Source organism: Clavibacter sp. GW821-FHT01D01, assembly GCF_059422605.1.
Genome location: NZ_JBWKXC010000001.1, coordinates 250,827 through 265,364, shown reverse-complemented (window position 1 = coordinate 265,364; position 14,538 = coordinate 250,827). Strand labels below are relative to the sequence as shown.

The following is a 14,538-nucleotide window of genomic DNA, read 5'->3' as shown; positions in this document are numbered from 1 at the left end:
GCGCACCCGTGGCCGAGATCGTGCTGTTCCACCACGTGCAGGGCGCGACGCCCGGCGTCCATGCGCTCGCGGATGCGCTCCGGGACGGCGGGCACGCCGTGCACGTGCCCGACCTCCTCGCCGGCGCCCTGCCGGAGAGCGTCGAGGCGGGCCTCGCGCTCATGGCGGGACTCCACGACGACGTCATGGCCGATCGCACCGCGCGCGCCCTCGACGGGCTGCCCGCGGGGCTCGTCTACGCGGGCGTCTCCTGGGGCGGATCCATCGCCCAGCGCCTCGCGCAGACCCGCCCCGGCGCGCGCGGCGCGCTCCTCTACGAGTCGTTCGTGTCGCTCACGGCCGAGTGGGCGTTCGGGCCGTGGCCCGCGGGGGTGCCGGTGCAGGTGCACGGCATGGCGCGGGATCCGTTCTTCGCGGGCGAGGGCGACCTCGAGGCCGCGCGCGAGCTGGTGGACGCGGTCGGCCCCGAGCTCGCGGAGGTGTTCGTCTACGACGGGGATGCCCACCTGTTCACGGACGCGTCGCTGCCGTCGTCGGATCCCGTGGCCACCGCGCTCGTGCTCGAGCGCTCCCTGGAGCTGCTGGCGCGCATCGGCTGAGGGCGCACCGGGCGGCTGCCGACCGGGTCCCCGCGGCGGCGGGACTCGATGCCGAGCGTGTCCGGCAGGGGTCAGGCGTCCACGGGCGGCAGCTCGGCGACCGCGACCCGGTCGCCGGCGGCGTCGCGGATCTCGACGGACGCCGCGTCGGCGCGGAGCACGTCGGCGTTCATGCGGCAGTCGATGCGCACGGCGGATCCGAGCATGGACCCGGACGCGTGCTCGCCCCCGCGGGCGTCGACCACCACGACCGTGAAGGCGTCGCCCGCGGGCAGCCCGTCGATCGACAGGACGGTCTCGGTGCCCCACGTGTGCGCGACGACGTCGCCCTCGACGTCCACCCCCGCGGGCGCGCCCGCGAACGTCACGTCCTCGACGGCGCCCAGCGTCCCCGCCGGTCCCGTGGCCACGTCGGCGCGCGGCGTCGCGAGGGACGCGCCGCCCACGGCACCGACCACGAGGCACGCGGCGGCGCCGGCGACGAGGAGCAGCGGGCGGCGTCGGGAGCGGGCGGTGCGGCGCGCGGCGAGGTCGTCGGCGGCGGGGCCGTCGTCGGCGGGACCGTCGTGGTCGGGGCCGCGATCGGGGGTGCCGGCCGGGTCAGCAGCCTCGCCGTCGCCCGCCGCGACGCGCTCCACCCGCCGGGCGAGCTCGGCACTCGGTCGCGCGTCCTGCCACGCGCCGATGCCGCGGATCGCCGACGGCAGGCCGCCCAGCAGCGCGATCTCCGCGTCGATCGTCGGGTCGGCCGCGCGCAGCGCGTCGAGCTCGGCGATCTCGGCGGGCGAGAGGTCGTCGGCGAGGGCCGCGGCGATGAGCTCGGCGCGCCGGTCGTCGGTGTCGTCGGCGCCCGGGTCGGGGGTGCGGTCGTCGGTCATGGGCGGGGGTCCACTTCGTCGAGATGCGTGCGGAGTGCGCGGAGCGCGTGGAAGACGCGGGTCCGCAGGGTGGCGACGGGCACGCCCGTGGCCGTGGAGAGCTCCTGGTAGCTGAGGCCGGTGAGGTGCACGGCGACGACGGCCTCGCGGTGCGCCTCGCTGAGCCGGGCGAGGCCCTCCACGATGCCGAGCCGGTCGAGCGGATCCGCCTCCTGCGTCGCCGCCTCGGGCGCCTCCTCCTCGGCCACGATCCGCGGGGTGCGGGCCCGGGCGCGGTGCACGTCGAGGATCACGCGCCGCTCGATCGCGAAGAGCCAGGTGCGGGCGCTGCCGCGTCCGCCGTCGAAGGAGTCGCGGGCCCGCCACGCGCGGAGGAACGTCTCCTGCACGCAGTCCTCGGCGAGGCCGCGGTCCTGCAGCGCGTTCACCGCGAAGCCGAGGAGCGCGCTCCCGTGCTCCGCGAACGCCTGGCGCACGTCGAGCCCCGGCGTGCCTGCGCTCATCGTGCTCCGCTCGGGGGAAGGTGCCGGGGGCGTCAGGACGAGCGCCATCGTGATCCCCCTCAGCCTAGGCGCGCGGGATGCGCGCCCTCGAGGGGGGATACGCGCGCCGAGGGCCGGGCGTTCACCGGCGGGTCGCATCACGTGCGGCGGGACGGATCCGCTCCGCCGATGAACGCGGACCGCCCGCCGTGCGTATGCCCTGTCAGGAGCGGCGTCCGTCCGGGGTGCCGCGGTCCACGAAGGGCGCACGCGATGACGCACACGAACCTGATCCGCACCATGACCATCGGAGGCGCCGCCGCGGCTGCCCTCACCCTGCTCGTCGCCACGCCGGCGTCCGCCGAGACGACCGTGCCGACGCCGGACCGCTTCACGAGCGCGTTCACCGTGATGGCGACGCCCGACCAGGTGCTCAACGCCGACGGCGTCGCGACTCCCGGCGAGTCCGGCGCGACGGGCCGCTTCGACCTCCGCCTCGACTCCGCGTCGAACACCATCTGCTACGACATCACGCTCACGGGCGTGACGGGCGAGTACCAGAGCCCCGCGAAGACGGCGACGCACATCCACCAGGCCGCGGTCGGCAAGGCGGGCCCGCCCCGCATCGCGTTCCCGAACCCGACGGACGCCGGGAACGGCACGCGCACGAGCTCCGGCTGCATGCAGGGGCCCTTCACCACCGGGATCATGAGCCCCCAGGGCGCGGACACCGGCGAGGGCTTCACGGTCGCGCAGATCGAGGCCGACCCGTCGGCGTTCGCGGCCGACACCCACACCGCCTCGTTCACGGCCGGCGCCGTGCGCGGCCAGCTGACCCAGGTGCCGGTCGGCGGCGTCGACACGGGCGCGGGCGGATCCGCGACCTCCTCGACCGACGCCCTGCCGCTCGTCGGCGCGGGTGCCGGCGCCGTGGCGCTCGCCGCCGCGGGCGTCGTGCTGATGCGCCGCCGCCGGGCCCAGGAGTCCTGATCCCCGGAGACCGCACCCCGACGGGCGCGCCGCACGCGCGGCGCGCCCGTCTCCCGCGCGTGCTCGCGGGTGCGCTGATCCCGCTGCTCCTCGCGGGATGCGCGGCCGCGGATCCGGGGGCCGGAGCCGCCCCCGCCGCGCCGCCGGCTCGCGCGTCCGCCGCGCCCTCGCCCTCGCCGGATGCGGTGCCGCCCACGACGGCGCCGCAGGTCGTGCAGGGCACAGGCGTCGTGCCGACCCGCGTCGCGATCCCCGACATCGACCTCGACCAGCCGCTCATCGGCCTGGGCATCGCCCCGGACGGCCGCATGGAGGTGCCCGTCGACTTCGACGACGTCGGCTGGTTCACGGGAGGCGGGCGCCCGGGCGGCCGCGGACCCACCGTGATCGCCGCGCACGTCGACTCGCGCGTCGGCCCGGCCGCGTTCGCGCGGCTGGCGGAGCTCGAGGTGGGCGACGAGGTGCAGGTGGCGGACGTCGACGGCGGCACGACGCGCTACGCCGTCACGGAGGTCGCCGACTTCGCCAAGGCCGACTTCCCCACGGCGCGGGTCTTCGGCGCGCAGCCCACGGACCAGCTGCGGCTCATCACCTGCGGCGGGATCTTCGACCGCAGCGTGGGCCACTACGAGGACAACCGCGTGGTGTTCGCGGAGCCCGTGGGCTGATCCGCGCCCCGGCTCAGCCCACGGGCTCCGCGGGGCCGCCGGCCGCGTCCGCGAGTCCCGCGCGCAGCCGGGCGGTGCGCTCGCGCACGAGCTCGATGCGCGCCTCGTCGAGCGCGGCGGTGGCGGCCAGCGCACGGGTGGCGGCGAGGGCCGCGCGCACCAGCGCCACGAGCGCGACCGCGGCCAGGGCCACGAGCGCGACGCCGAGGAGCAGGGGGATCGACCAGACGAGGTCGTAGGCGCTCGGCATGAGGATGCTGTCGGTCGTGCCGTCCATCTCCGGGCACCCGCTCAGACCGTGGGCCCGGTGGGGGCGCTCGGCCCCGTGGGACCGCCGACGGGCGAGTACGGGCCGCCTGCACCGTCCCCGTCGTCGGCCTGCAGCCGCGCGGTCTGCTCGCGCACGAGCTCCCGCCGCGCCTCCTGCAGCTCCGTCGTGACGACGAGCGCCCGCCGCGCGGTGAGCGCGAGGCGGATGAGCACCACGAGCGCGAGCACCCCCAGGGCCACGAGGGCCAGGATCACGAGGACGTACAGGGCGATGCCGATGCTGGCGCCGGGGGAGGGGATCATGCCGACGACGGTATATGACCCGAGGGTCGCGTGCGGGGCCGGTTCCGCCCGTCGTCGTGCGGCGACGGGCCCGGCCTCGGGGGAGGGACCGGGCCCGCCCCGGCCGACCGCGTCGCGACCGCCGCCCGCCGCCCGCCGCGGGCCCGCGGACCGCAGCCGGCCGATCAGCCGACCGCGCGCCCCGCGCTCGTGCGCGTCTGCGTCGCGGGGTACGACGGCAGCGTGCCCGTCACGCGGACCGACAGGACGTGCCCGCGGTCGGCGCCGGTGATGGCGTACGCGCTCGTGGTCGCACCGGGGATGGGGCGGCCGTCGCGCAGCCAGGCGTAGGACAGCTGCACCGAGGCGGGCCGCCACGATCCGGGCCGCGCGGTCACCGTCCGGCCGACGGACGCGATGCCCGAGACGACGGGCGTTCCGGCCACGACCACCGGCTGCGGCACCCGCGGGGTCGGCGCGGAGATCCGCTCCACGGAGGCGTACCCGTCGCGCGCGCCGCGCACGGCGACCGTGATGCGGGCCCCGATCCGGTTCGCGTCGACCAGGAACGTGGGCCCGGTGGCGCCGAGCAGCGCCTTCCCGTCCGCGTACCACTGGTACGAGAGCCGCACGGGGGCGGGCTGCCACAGCCCGGTGCGCACCGACAGGGTCGCGCCGTAGACGGCCTGGCCGAGGATCGCCGGCGGCGGGGTGGAGGTGAGGGGCCGCGATCCGGGGGCGCTGCCGGTGGTGCCGACGGCCTCGGCGGTAGCCCACAGGTCCGGCACGATGCCGTACGTGAGCGCGAATCCCACGGAGGAGTCGTAGCCGCGGTCCACGGTCACGGATCCCACGGCGTCCGTGACGACGAACTCCCCGCCGCCGTCGAGCTGGTAGAAGATCTGGCTGTCCTCCGGCAGGTTCCCGTTGAGGGCCTCGCGCACGTCCCACCGGAAGGTGACCGTGGTGCCGGCCACGACGACCTCCGGCGTGTACGGCCGCGAGGAGCCGGAGGAGCGCACGGGCTCGGGAGCGCTGGCGGCGCCCACGACGGGCGACCCGCCCACCGTCCCGGCGATCCGCACGCTGAGGAGGTGCGGCCCGGCAGGGGCGGGCGCGACCAGCGGGCCGCCGGACGGGGAGACGGGGACGGTGCCCTCGGTGCGCCACGGGCCGGTCCCGTCGAGCCGGTACTCGTAGCGGAGCCCGGACGCGTCCGCGATGCCGGTGAGGTCGGGGAGGAGGAAGCCGTCGATGGTGGGCTCCACCTCGGTGCCGTAGCCGGAGGGCTCGAAGTCGGGCGCGGGGATCGCGACGGCCGCCGCGGCCGCCTCGGATGCCGTGGTCGGCGTCGTGGTCGGCGTGCCGACCGTCCGTGCGGATGCGGGGGACATCCCCGAGAAGGCGAGCCCGGCGACGAGGACCAGGCTCACCGCGGCCGTCGGACGGCCTGCTCTCCGTGCCGTGCGGATCATCGTCGGACCGTCCGTTCCCGGGCTCCGTCGCCCGATGAGGCGAATCCTCGTCCCTGCTCCGGCGGTCCGCATCCCCCCGTCCGGGTGCCACGCCCGCCGCCCCGCGGGGTGCCCGCGCCGGGACGCACGACGGGCCCGGATCCCGTGGGGGAGCCGGGCCCGTCGCGGGTCGGATGCGGGTCAGCGCACCTTCACGCCCGCGCTCGCGCGCGCCTGGTTGTCGTACGTGTAGATGACGGCGCTCACGATGGCGGTGACCGTGTGGCCGCGGTCCGCCTCCGTCAGCGTGTACGTCCGCGCGGTCGCCCCGGGGATCGCCTTCCCGTCGCGCTTCCACTGGTAGCCGAGGTCCAGCGACGCGGGCTTCCAGATGCCGGGCTGCGCGGTGAGCGTGCGGCCGACGACCGGGTTGCCGGTGATGCGCGGCGTGCCCGCCGTGATGACGGGCTGCGCCACCACCTTGGTCGGACCTGAGGTGCGCACGGCGGCGACGTACCCGTCGCGGGATCCGCGCACGGAGACGGTGAGGCGGTGCCCGATGTCGTAGCCGTCGACCTTCCGGGTCGCCTGCGTCGCCCCGGGGATCCGCTCGCCGTCGCGGAACCACTGGTACTCGTACGCCGTGGCGGCCGGCTGCCAGGTGCCCGTGCGCACGGAGAGGGTGGACCCGTACTCGACCGTGCCGACGATCGACGGGAGCGCGGTCGACGTGAACGGGCGCGCACCCGGGGCGTCGGCGGTGATGCCGTCGACGTGGACGTAGCGCCAGGCGGTCGGGGTGGGCCCGAAGACCAGGTCGAAGCCGACGCGCTTCCCGTAGCCGGGCGTGACGGTGAGCGATCCGGTGACGTCCACGGGGACCAGCGGGCCCTCGTCGACCTGGGTGAAGACGTCGCTCTCCTCCGCGGTGAAGCCGTTGAGGGCCTCGAGCACGTCCCAGCGGAACGTGACGGACGGTCCGTCCACGACGACCTCCGGCGTGTACTCCAGGGTCCCGCCGACCGCCCGCACCTCGATCGGCGCCGATGCCGCGCCGACGACGGGCACGCCGTCGACCGTGCCCACGACGCGCATGCTGAGCAGGTGCGTGCCCGCGGAGGCCGGGACGTAGATCTCGTCGTCGCCGCTCACGTAGCCCGAGAAGGCCAGCGGGGTCCAGGGACCCGTGCGGTCCAGCTGGTACTCGTACGTGAGGCCCGAGGGGTCGTCGATGCCGGTCAGGTCGACCGTGGCGAGGCCGTGGAACTTGGCTCCCGCGCTGTAGTCGAAGCCGTACGGCTGCACGACCGGCGCGGGCACGCGGATCGCCGCGGCCGTCGAGCCGGTGGTCCCTGCGACGGGCGGCTGCGCGGTGGCGGCCTGCGCGGGCACGGCGCCCGCGAGCGCGGTGCCGGCCGCGATCACGACGGCCAGAGCGGTGAGCGGGAGACGTCGTCCCCCTGCGGTGCGGATCATGCGGTCCTTCCATCCCGGGGCGTCCTCGTCCCCCGGTAGATCGTCCTCCGTGCCCGGTCAGCAGTGCATCCCCCCGTAGGGGTCCTCCCCGCGAGGGGCGTAGCGTGGATCCCGCGCCGGCCGACCCGCGCCCGCCCGTCCCCCTCCCCGCACGTCAGGAGCCCCCGCATGACCACCGTCCTCCTCACCGGCTTCGAGCCCTTCGACGGCGACGCCAGCAACCCGTCGTGGACGGCCGTGCAGGAGGTGCGGGACCGCTGGGACGGCGACGCGGAGATCCACGTGCGGCAGCTGCCCGTGGACTTCGCGCGGGTCGACGACGCGCTGCGCGCCGCGCTCGCCGAGGTGGATCCCGACGTCGTGGTCGCCGTGGGCCTCGCGGGCGGCATCGAGACGCTCGAGGTGGAGCGGATCGCCATCAACGTCGACGACGCCCGCATCCCCGACAACACCGGATCCCAGCCCATCGACGAGCCCGTCGTCGCGGACGGCCCCGCCGCCTACTTCAGCACCCTGCCGATCAAGGCGGCCGTCGCCGCGGTGCGCACGAAGGGCATCCCCGCGGTCGTCTCGCAGACCGCCGGCACGTACACCTGCAACCACGTCTTCTACCTGCTCATGCACGAGCTGCGTGAGCGCCCGGCGGTGCGCGGCGGCTTCGTGCACATCCCGTACTCGACGGAGGAGGCGATCGGCACGGACCGGCCCTACCTGCGCATGGAGGAGATCGCGGCGGGCCTCACCGCGGTGGTGCAGGCGACGCTCCGCAACGCGACGGACGTGAAGGCGGGCGGCGGCTCGCTGGACTGAGGATCCCGCAGGGGTCGGACCGCACCGCCCCGCGGGGCGGCCACCCCGCCTCCGCCGTGGGGACCCGCGGAGCGGGCCGCGCCCCGCACGCACTAGCCTCGCCCGCATCGCCCCCGGGCGGTCCGTCACGCGCGGTCGCGGCCGTCTGGCCCCGTCCGTCCCCGCCGACGACGCGGCGCACGCCGATGCCCCGCGACGACCGCCGATCCCGGGCGGCCGAGGGGCCCACCATGACCGTCCACGGGACATCCGCATGCACGTCGTGATCGCGGGCGGCGGCATCGCGGGGCTCGCCACGGCCATCGCCGTCCACCGCGCGGGCCACGCGACGACCGTGCTCGAGCGCCGCGAGACCGCGGAGGAGGCCGGCTCGTGGCTCCAGGTCGCGAGCGAGGGCATGGCCGCGCTCGACGCCCTCGGGCTCGGCGACGCGGCGAGCCGCCTCGGCGAGGCGACCCCGTGGGTGCGGATCCACGCGGCGGACGGGCGCCGCCTCGCCGACCTCCCGCTCGGCCCTCCCGCGGGCGCGCGCCACGTCACGCGCTCGGTGCGGCGGGCGGAGCTGCACGCGCTGCTCCGGGCGGAGGCGTCGCGCGTGGGCGTGCGGACCGTGCACGCGGCAGCCGTCACGGGCCTCGAGCAGGACGCGCGGGGAGCGACCCTCGTCAGCGCGTCCGGGGAGCGGCACACGGGCGACCTGGCGGTGGGCGCGGACGGCGTCGGATCGGCGGTGCGGGCCGGGCTCGGGATCGGCGGCCGGGCGGCGGACGACCGTCCCGGGCTGGTCTACGTCGGCGGCACGGCCCGGGCGGGCGCGCTGCCCGCCTCCTGTGCGGCCCCGTCGGGCACGCTCGAGTTCCGCTTCGGACGGGACTGCTTCGTGGCCTGCGCCTCCCTGCAGGACGGCACCGTCGGATGGTTCGCGAACCCCCGCGTCCCCGCCCCTCGGCGCGGACGGACGCCGGTCGTCCCGGCGGCTCCGGAGGACTGGGCGCGCCTGCTGCTGCGGCTCGTCGGGCGGGACGAGCTGCCGCTCGCGCACCTCGTGGCGGCCACCCCCGAGCTCGGCGTCCGCGTGCAGCGCCGGGAGGCGCCTCCCGCGTGGGGCTCCGGCCGGGTCGCGCTCGTCGGCGACGCCGCGCACGCGATCTCGCCCGCGTCCGGGCAGGGCGCCTCCCTCGCGCTCGAGGACGCCGCGGTGCTCGGCCGCCTCCTCGCCGACGGCACCGACCCGGACGGCGTCGTGGCGCGGCTCGCCCTGCGGCGCCATGCGCGGGTCGTGTCGGTGATCCGGCAGGGCGAGGAACTCGACCGGATCAAGCACCTCGGCCCGGTGGGCCGCGTGCTCCGCGACCGCGTGGTGATCCCGCTCACGGCCCGTCGACCCGTGCCCGATGGCACCGACGCCGGGACCGTCACCGGCACGCGCGATCCCGCTCGGTCCTGAGGGCCCGGCGGCCCCGGATCGGCGCGCGTGGCCGGCCGGCGTCCGCGTCCGATGACCGCCGCCGGCCTTCGCGCGTCAGCGTCCGGCCAGGGCCTCCTCGAGGGCGGTCCACGGCAGGATGGCGCACTTCACGCGCCCCACGTACCTCGCGACCCCGTCGAGCGCGACGGCGTCGCCGAACGCCTCCGGGTCGAGCTGCAGGGTGCCGCGTCCCCGCATCACGGCGCGGAACTCCGCGATGCGCTCGAGCACCTGGGGCACGGGCGCGCCGTCGACGACGCCCACGAGCATCGAGGCCGACGCCTGCGAGATGGCGCAGCCCCGCCCCTCCCATCGCACCTCGGCGACCCGGTCGTCCTCGACGCGGATCCCGAGGGTCACCTCGTCCCCGCACGTCGGGTTCACCTGGTGCGCCCGCAGCGCCCAGCCGTCGGTGGCGCCGCGGCCCTCGGGGGTGCGCGAGTGGTCGAGGATCAGCTCCTGGTAGAGCCCGCCGGAGCCCGCGGCGGCGGTCACCGTCCCACCCCGAAGAAGGCGACCGCGTCCTCGACGCCCTGCAGGAGGAGGTCGACCTCGGCGTCGGTCGTGTACAGCGATCCGCTCGCCCGGGTGGACGCGGTGAGCCCGAGCCGGCGGTGGAGCGGCTGCGCGCAGTGGTGCCCGACGCGCACGGCGATCCCGCGGTCGTCGAGGATCTGCCCCACGTCGTGCGCGTGCACCCCCGCGAGGTCGAACGCGGCGAGGCCCACCCGGTCCCGGCCGGCGCCCGGGCCGATCACCCGCACGCCGCGGATCCCGGTGAGGCCCTGCACGAGGCGCTCGCCGAGGCGGCGGCCGTGCTCCCCGACCCGGTCCATGCCGACCGCCTGGAGGTAGTCGACGGCGGCGCCGAGCGCCACCACCTGGGAGATGCGCTGCGTGCCCGCCTCGAAGCGCTGCGGCGGCGGCAGGAACTCCGCGGACTCCATGGTGACGGTCGTGATCATCGACCCGCCGGTGAGGAACGGCGGCAGCGCCTCCAGCACCGCACGGCGCCCGTAGAGCACGCCGATGCCCGTCGGCGCGAGCATCTTGTGCCCGCTGAAGACGGCGAGGTCGACGTCGAGCGCGCGCAGGTCCACCGGCAGGTGCGGCACCGACTGGCAGGCGTCGAGCACGACGAGCGCCCCGACGGCGTGCGCCCGCGCCACGACGGCGGCGAGCGGCGCGACGGCCCCGAGCACGTTGGACACGTGCGCGAGGGCGACGACGCGCGTCCGGTCGGTGATCACGTCGTCGAGCGCGTCGAGGAGGAGGGCGCCGTCGTCGTCGACCGGGATGAAGCGGAGCAGGGCACCCGTGCGGCGCGCGAGCTGCTGCCAGGGGATGAGGTTGGAGTGGTGCTCCGACTCGGTGACCACGATCTCGTCCCCGGCTCGCACCCGGATGGCGTCGGGCGCGCTCGCCTCGCCCAGCCCGTGCGCGACGAGGTTGATGCCCTCCGTCGCGTTGGAGGTCCAGACGATCTCGCCCGCGTCGACGCCGACGAACCGCGCCACCTTCTCGCGCGCCTCCTCGAACTCCTCCGTCGCGAGCGCCGCGAGGGTGTGCGCGCCGCGGTGGACGGCGGCGTTGCGGTGCTCCAGGTAGGCGCGCTCGGCGTCCAGCACGGCGCGCGGCTTCTGCGAGGTCGCGGCGGAGTCGAGGTACACGAGCGGGTGCCCGTCCACCTCCGTGTCGAGCAGGGGGAAGTCGCGGCGGAGGGCGGCGATCTCGTCGCCGGTCAGTCCGGCGGGTCGCGCCGGTCCGGCCGCGGGGACGTCGTGCGGTGCGGTCTGCATCCGACCACTCCACCCGCAGCGGGCCTCCGGCGCAACACCGTGACGACCCCGGCGCGTCGCGGGCGGGCGGGCGCCGGGGTGCGCGACCCGCCTCAGGCCGCGCGCGCGTCCGCCCCGCGCACCCGCGTCATGAGCACGAGGCCCGCGAGGAGCACGATCACGATGCCGATGATCCCGAAGCGCGTGTCGCCCGTGATCGCGACGGCGATGCCGAAGAGGCCGGGCGCGAGGAACGACACCGCGCGTCCGGTGGTCGTGTAGAGGCCGAACATCTCGCCCTCGCGGCCCGCGGGGGAGATGCGGGCGAGGAACGTGCGGCTCGACGACTGCACCGGTCCCACGAACAGGCAGAGGAACAGGCCCGTCGCCCAGAAGCCGGCCTTCGCGTCGCCGACGGCGAGCACCGCGGATCCGCCGACCACCAGGCACGCGAGCGAGACCAGGATGACGGGCTTCGCGCCGAAGCGGTCGTCGAACCATCCGGCCGCGAACGTGCCGATGCCGGCGACCACGTTGGCGGCCACGCCGAACAGCAGCACCTCGGTGGTGCTGAAGCCGAAGACCTGGGCCGCGATGATCGCCCCGAACGTGAACACGGCGGCCAGCCCGTCGCGGAACACCGCGCTCGCGAGGAGGAACACGAGCACGCGCGGCGACTCCCGGTAGAGCTCCACGATGCGGCGGAAGAGCACGCGGTACGACGCGACGACCCCCTGCCGCGCGCGCCCGGGCGCCGACGGGATCTCGGGCACGCCCACCAGCACGGGGATCGAGAACACGGCGCACCAGATCGCGGCCACGAGGATCGCGATGCGCACGTCGAGCGCGCCGCCCTCCGCCCCCGACGGCAGGCCGAGGAGCCCGGACGCGCCGGGCGTCCCGAAGTCGAAGAGGAAGAGGCCGAGCAGCAGCGCGAGCAGCACGATGCCGCCCACGTAGCCCATGCCCCAGCCGAGGCCGGACACCCGGCCGACCGTGCGCGGGGTGCTCACCTGCACGAGCATCGCGTTGTAGTTCACGCTCGCGAACTCGAAGAAGACGTTGCCGGTGGCGAGCAGCGCGGCGCCGAGCCACAGGTAGGAGGGCACGGGCTCCACCAGCACCATGCCGAGCATGGCGAGCACCACGACGCCCGTGTTCACGCCGAGCCAGAGGCGGCGCCGACCGGATCCGTCGGACCGCTGCCCGAGCACGGGCGCGAGCAGCGCGATGAGGAGGCCCGCGATGGTGAGCGCGAGCGAGATGACGCCGGAGGTGTCGGCCTTCGCGGCGACGAGCGCGGGGTTCCGGTCGTCGTCGCCCGCGGCCGCGACGATCGCGGGATCCACGAACAGGCTGCTGGCGAGGTAGGTGCTGAAGACGAAGGTGGTGACGACCGCGTTGAAGGCGGCGGATCCCCAGTCCCACAGCGCCCAGGCGGCGACCCGTCGGCGGGGTGGGACGGTCTCGTCGGGCGCGTGCTCGCCCGCGGGCGCGGTGGTGCTCATGCTCGCAACCTAGTCGGTGGACGTGTCGCGCCCGGGGCGGGCGGCCTAGCCTGGCCGGATGGACGGACCCCTCGCCGGCGGCAACATGAACAGGGTGGAGCGCGAGGGCGGCACCGTCCTCCGCGACGCCGGCCCCTGGACCCCGACCGTGCACCGCTACCTGCGGCACCTGGCGCTCGCGGGCGTCGTCGGGATCCCCGAGCCCCTCGGCGTGGAGGACGGCCGCGAGCGGCTGACCTTCCTCGAGGGCGACGTGCCCGTGTACCCGCTGCCCGCCTGGGTCTGGACCGACGACGTGCTCGAGCAGGCCGGCCGCCGCCTCCGCGAGCTGCACGACGCGAGCGTCGGGTTCGCGCTCGACGGCGCCGTCTGGCAGTCGCCGACGAAGGTGCCCGCGGAGGTCGTCTGCCACAACGACTTCGCGCCGCACAACCTGGTGTTCGCCGACGGCCGCCTGACGGGCGTGATCGACGTCGACATGTGCTCGCCCGGGCCGCGCATCTGGGACCTGGCGTACCTCGCCACGCGGGCCGTGCCGCTGTCGGGGTCGGCGCAGGACGGCGCCCCGGGCATGGACGACGCGCGTCGCCGCGTGGGCCTGCTGCTCGCCGCGTACGGATCAGGCGCCTCCTTCGCCGACGTCCTGCGCGTCGCGATCCTCCGCCTCCACGACCTCGCCGCGGTCTCGATCGCCACGGCCGACGAGCTCGGGAAGCCGCACCTGCGCGACGACGCCGCGTACTACTCGGCGGACGCCGCGTTCCTCCGCGGGGTCCTGGACGCCGACGGGCCCGCTGCCGCCCGCTAGTCCGAGCCCAGTCGCGCCGCGTGCCGCCCCGGCCTCAGCCGCGCGGCAGCCGCCCCGCGACCTCCCGCAGCACGTCGCGGTCCTCGTAAGCCAGCTCCATGCCGACGGCCTCGTCCACGGGGAACCACGCGACCCGCTGTCCCTCGGTGAGCCGGATGTCCTCGGCCGCCACGTCGAGCCGCGCGGTGAACGTGTGCTCCACGCCGTAGGAGCGCGTCCGGCTCATCAGGTGCACGACGTCCGCGGCCGGGATGCGCGCCCCGAGCTCCTCCTCGACCTCCCGGACGATGCACGCGAGCGGGGTCTCGGGCGCCTCGAGCATCCCGCCGGGCAGGGCCCACATGCCGGGGAAGGGGATGGCGGGGATGTCGTCCCGCAGCTGCAGGAGGATGCGCCCGGCCGCGTCGACGAGCACCACCTGGCACCCCTCGGGCAGGGCGGCCGCGGGGTCCGTCGTGCTCATGCGCGCGCGGCTCCGGCCGCGTCCGGCCCGTCGAGCGTGTGCGCGGTCATCGCGATCGCGGCGCGCGCGATGTCCTCCGCCGTCTCCTCGGTGCCGAGGGACGGCGAGGCGTGCAGCGCGGCGGCGGCGGCGCGGTAGTCGTCGGTCATCCGCTCCAGCGTCGCGCGGCCGGCGTCGGTCAGCTCGAGGAAGACGCTGCGGCGATCCCGCGGGTTCGGCACGCGGTCGAGGTGCCCGGCGCCGACCAGCCGGTCGATCACGGCGGTCACGGCGCCCGTGCCCATGGAGATCTCCGAGGCCAGGAGCTTCGGGGTCATGCGGCCGAGGTCGCCGACCACGCTGATCACGGTCAGGTCGGTCACGTTCACGCCGATGTCCTGGGCGATCCGGGTGCGCAGGTGGCGCTGCGCGGTCTCGATCATGTGCAGCGCGTTCGCCAGGGACTCCACGGCCGTCGGGTCCACGGCCGTGGACTCGTCGGGGCGGGAGGCGGTTCTCTCCGGGGTCATCGTCGGGCGTCCCTGTGTCGGGGGATCCGGGCGGATCCCGAGGCGGTCCAGCGACTGTAACGCGCGCTCGCAGCCCCCTGTCCCCCCTCGGCGCG

General features: G+C 76.2%; 17 protein-coding genes. 6 read left to right on the top strand and 11 right to left on the bottom strand.

Features of this window, described 5'->3' with window-relative positions:
- Nucleotides 1-8: 8 nt before the first annotated feature.
- Nucleotides 9-599 (top strand): dienelactone hydrolase family protein, encoded by a 591-nt coding sequence (locus AC07VC_RS01330; protein WP_494674702.1) that lies wholly within the window; start codon nt 9-11, stop codon nt 597-599.
- Between the two features lie 71 nt (nt 600-670).
- On the opposite strand, the gene AC07VC_RS01325 is transcribed toward AC07VC_RS01330, so the two are convergent.
- Nucleotides 671-1,477, bottom strand: coding sequence for a hypothetical protein (locus AC07VC_RS01325; protein WP_494674703.1), 807 nt, complete (start codon nt 1,475-1,477; stop codon nt 671-673).
- Entirely contained in the window at nt 1,474-1,980 is a 507-nt protein-coding gene (locus tag AC07VC_RS01320) for an RNA polymerase sigma factor (RefSeq protein ID WP_494674704.1), read from the bottom strand. The genes AC07VC_RS01325 and AC07VC_RS01320 overlap by 4 nt, the downstream gene beginning before the upstream one ends.
- Nucleotides 1,981-2,232: 252 nt before the next feature.
- Here AC07VC_RS01320 and AC07VC_RS01315 point away from each other — a divergent pair, with 252 nt between their 5' ends.
- Nucleotides 2,233-2,949: a CHRD domain-containing protein gene (locus AC07VC_RS01315; protein WP_104291165.1), complete on the top strand. Its 717-nt coding sequence runs from the start codon at nt 2,233-2,235 to the stop codon at nt 2,947-2,949.
- A 185-nt stretch (nt 2,950-3,134) separates the two neighbouring features.
- On the top strand, nt 3,135-3,617 hold the full coding sequence (locus AC07VC_RS01310) for a class F sortase (RefSeq protein ID WP_494674705.1): 483 nt from the start codon (nt 3,135-3,137) through the stop codon (nt 3,615-3,617).
- Between the two features lie 13 nt (nt 3,618-3,630).
- Here AC07VC_RS01310 and AC07VC_RS01305 read toward each other — a convergent pair whose 3' ends face one another.
- The 4 genes from AC07VC_RS01305 to AC07VC_RS01290 form a co-directional block, all read right to left on the bottom strand.
- The gene (locus AC07VC_RS01305) at nt 3,631-3,894 is read right to left on the bottom strand and encodes a hypothetical protein (protein ID WP_494674706.1); all 264 of its coding nucleotides are present in this window, start codon (nt 3,892-3,894) and stop codon (nt 3,631-3,633) included.
- Nucleotides 3,895-3,908: 14 nt separating this feature from the next.
- A complete protein-coding gene (locus AC07VC_RS01300; RefSeq protein ID WP_494674707.1) occupies nt 3,909-4,190 on the bottom strand; it encodes a hypothetical protein in 282 nt (93 codons plus the stop codon).
- Nucleotides 4,191-4,354: 164 nt separating this feature from the next.
- The gene (locus AC07VC_RS01295) at nt 4,355-5,602 is read right to left on the bottom strand and encodes a hypothetical protein (protein ID WP_494724447.1); all 1,248 of its coding nucleotides are present in this window, start codon (nt 5,600-5,602) and stop codon (nt 4,355-4,357) included.
- A 222-nt stretch (nt 5,603-5,824) separates the two neighbouring features.
- Nucleotides 5,825-7,099 (bottom strand): hypothetical protein, encoded by a 1,275-nt coding sequence (locus AC07VC_RS01290; protein ID WP_494674709.1) that lies wholly within the window; start codon nt 7,097-7,099, stop codon nt 5,825-5,827.
- A 168-nt stretch (nt 7,100-7,267) separates the two neighbouring features.
- On the opposite strand from AC07VC_RS01290, the gene pcp reads away from it, so the two are divergent.
- Nucleotides 7,268-7,909, top strand: a complete 642-nt coding sequence (gene pcp, locus AC07VC_RS01285) for a pyroglutamyl-peptidase I (RefSeq protein ID WP_494674710.1) — start codon at nt 7,268-7,270, stop codon at nt 7,907-7,909.
- 253 nt (nt 7,910-8,162) lie between these two features.
- Nucleotides 8,163-9,356, top strand: a complete 1,194-nt coding sequence (locus tag AC07VC_RS01280) for an FAD-dependent oxidoreductase (RefSeq protein ID WP_494674711.1) — start codon at nt 8,163-8,165, stop codon at nt 9,354-9,356.
- A 75-nt stretch (nt 9,357-9,431) separates the two neighbouring features.
- Here the strand turns inward: AC07VC_RS01280 and sufU are convergent, their stop codons facing one another.
- The 3 genes from sufU to AC07VC_RS01265 form a co-directional block, all read right to left on the bottom strand.
- Nucleotides 9,432-9,872, bottom strand: coding sequence for a Fe-S cluster assembly sulfur transfer protein SufU (gene sufU / locus AC07VC_RS01275; protein WP_494674712.1), 441 nt, complete (start codon nt 9,870-9,872; stop codon nt 9,432-9,434).
- Nucleotides 9,869-11,176: a SufS family cysteine desulfurase gene (locus tag AC07VC_RS01270; protein ID WP_494674713.1), complete on the bottom strand. Its 1,308-nt coding sequence runs from the start codon at nt 11,174-11,176 to the stop codon at nt 9,869-9,871. Before AC07VC_RS01270 ends, sufU begins: the two co-directional genes overlap by 4 nt.
- Nucleotides 11,177-11,268: 92 nt before the next feature.
- Nucleotides 11,269-12,663, bottom strand: a complete 1,395-nt coding sequence (locus AC07VC_RS01265) for an MFS transporter (protein ID WP_494674714.1) — start codon at nt 12,661-12,663, stop codon at nt 11,269-11,271.
- A 58-nt stretch (nt 12,664-12,721) separates the two neighbouring features.
- Between AC07VC_RS01265 and AC07VC_RS01260 the strand changes: the two genes are divergently transcribed.
- Entirely contained in the window at nt 12,722-13,471 is a 750-nt protein-coding gene (locus tag AC07VC_RS01260) for a phosphotransferase (RefSeq protein ID WP_494674715.1), read from the top strand.
- Between the two features lie 34 nt (nt 13,472-13,505).
- Here AC07VC_RS01260 and AC07VC_RS01255 read toward each other — a convergent pair whose 3' ends face one another.
- Both AC07VC_RS01255 and AC07VC_RS01250 read right to left on the bottom strand, forming a co-directional pair.
- Complete coding sequence (locus AC07VC_RS01255) at nt 13,506-13,934, bottom strand: NUDIX hydrolase (RefSeq protein ID WP_494674716.1); 429 nt, start codon at nt 13,932-13,934, stop codon at nt 13,506-13,508.
- On the bottom strand, nt 13,931-14,443 hold the full coding sequence (locus tag AC07VC_RS01250; protein WP_494674717.1) for a MarR family transcriptional regulator: 513 nt from the start codon (nt 14,441-14,443) through the stop codon (nt 13,931-13,933). The genes AC07VC_RS01255 and AC07VC_RS01250 overlap by 4 nt, the downstream gene beginning before the upstream one ends.
- Nucleotides 14,444-14,538 lie beyond the last annotated feature (95 nt).

Bases quoted from the DNA above. Each gene is read 5' to 3' on its own strand.
- AC07VC_RS01325 (WP_494674703.1), bottom strand. From the start codon at position 1,477: ATGACCGACGACCGCACCCCCGACCCGGGCGCCGACGACACCGACGAC.
- AC07VC_RS01320 (WP_494674704.1), bottom strand. From the start codon at position 1,980: ATGAGCGCAGGCACGCCGGGGCTCGACGTGCGCCAGGCGTTCGCGGAG.
- AC07VC_RS01315 (WP_104291165.1), top strand. From the start codon at position 2,233: ATGACGCACACGAACCTGATCCGCACCATGACCATCGGAGGCGCCGCC.
- AC07VC_RS01305 (WP_494674706.1), bottom strand. From the start codon at position 3,894: ATGGACGGCACGACCGACAGCATCCTCATGCCGAGCGCCTACGACCTC.
- AC07VC_RS01300 (WP_494674707.1), bottom strand. From the start codon at position 4,190: ATGATCCCCTCCCCCGGCGCCAGCATCGGCATCGCCCTGTACGTCCTC.
- AC07VC_RS01290 (WP_494674709.1), bottom strand. From the start codon at position 7,099: ATGATCCGCACCGCAGGGGGACGACGTCTCCCGCTCACCGCTCTGGCC.
- pcp (WP_494674710.1), top strand. From the start codon at position 7,268: ATGACCACCGTCCTCCTCACCGGCTTCGAGCCCTTCGACGGCGACGCC.
- AC07VC_RS01280 (WP_494674711.1), top strand. From the start codon at position 8,163: ATGCACGTCGTGATCGCGGGCGGCGGCATCGCGGGGCTCGCCACGGCC.
- AC07VC_RS01270 (WP_494674713.1), bottom strand. From the start codon at position 11,176: ATGCAGACCGCACCGCACGACGTCCCCGCGGCCGGACCGGCGCGACCC.
- AC07VC_RS01265 (WP_494674714.1), bottom strand. From the start codon at position 12,663: ATGAGCACCACCGCGCCCGCGGGCGAGCACGCGCCCGACGAGACCGTC.
- AC07VC_RS01260 (WP_494674715.1), top strand. From the start codon at position 12,722: ATGGACGGACCCCTCGCCGGCGGCAACATGAACAGGGTGGAGCGCGAG.
- AC07VC_RS01255 (WP_494674716.1), bottom strand. From the start codon at position 13,934: ATGAGCACGACGGACCCCGCGGCCGCCCTGCCCGAGGGGTGCCAGGTG.
- AC07VC_RS01250 (WP_494674717.1), bottom strand. From the start codon at position 14,443: ATGACCCCGGAGAGAACCGCCTCCCGCCCCGACGAGTCCACGGCCGTG.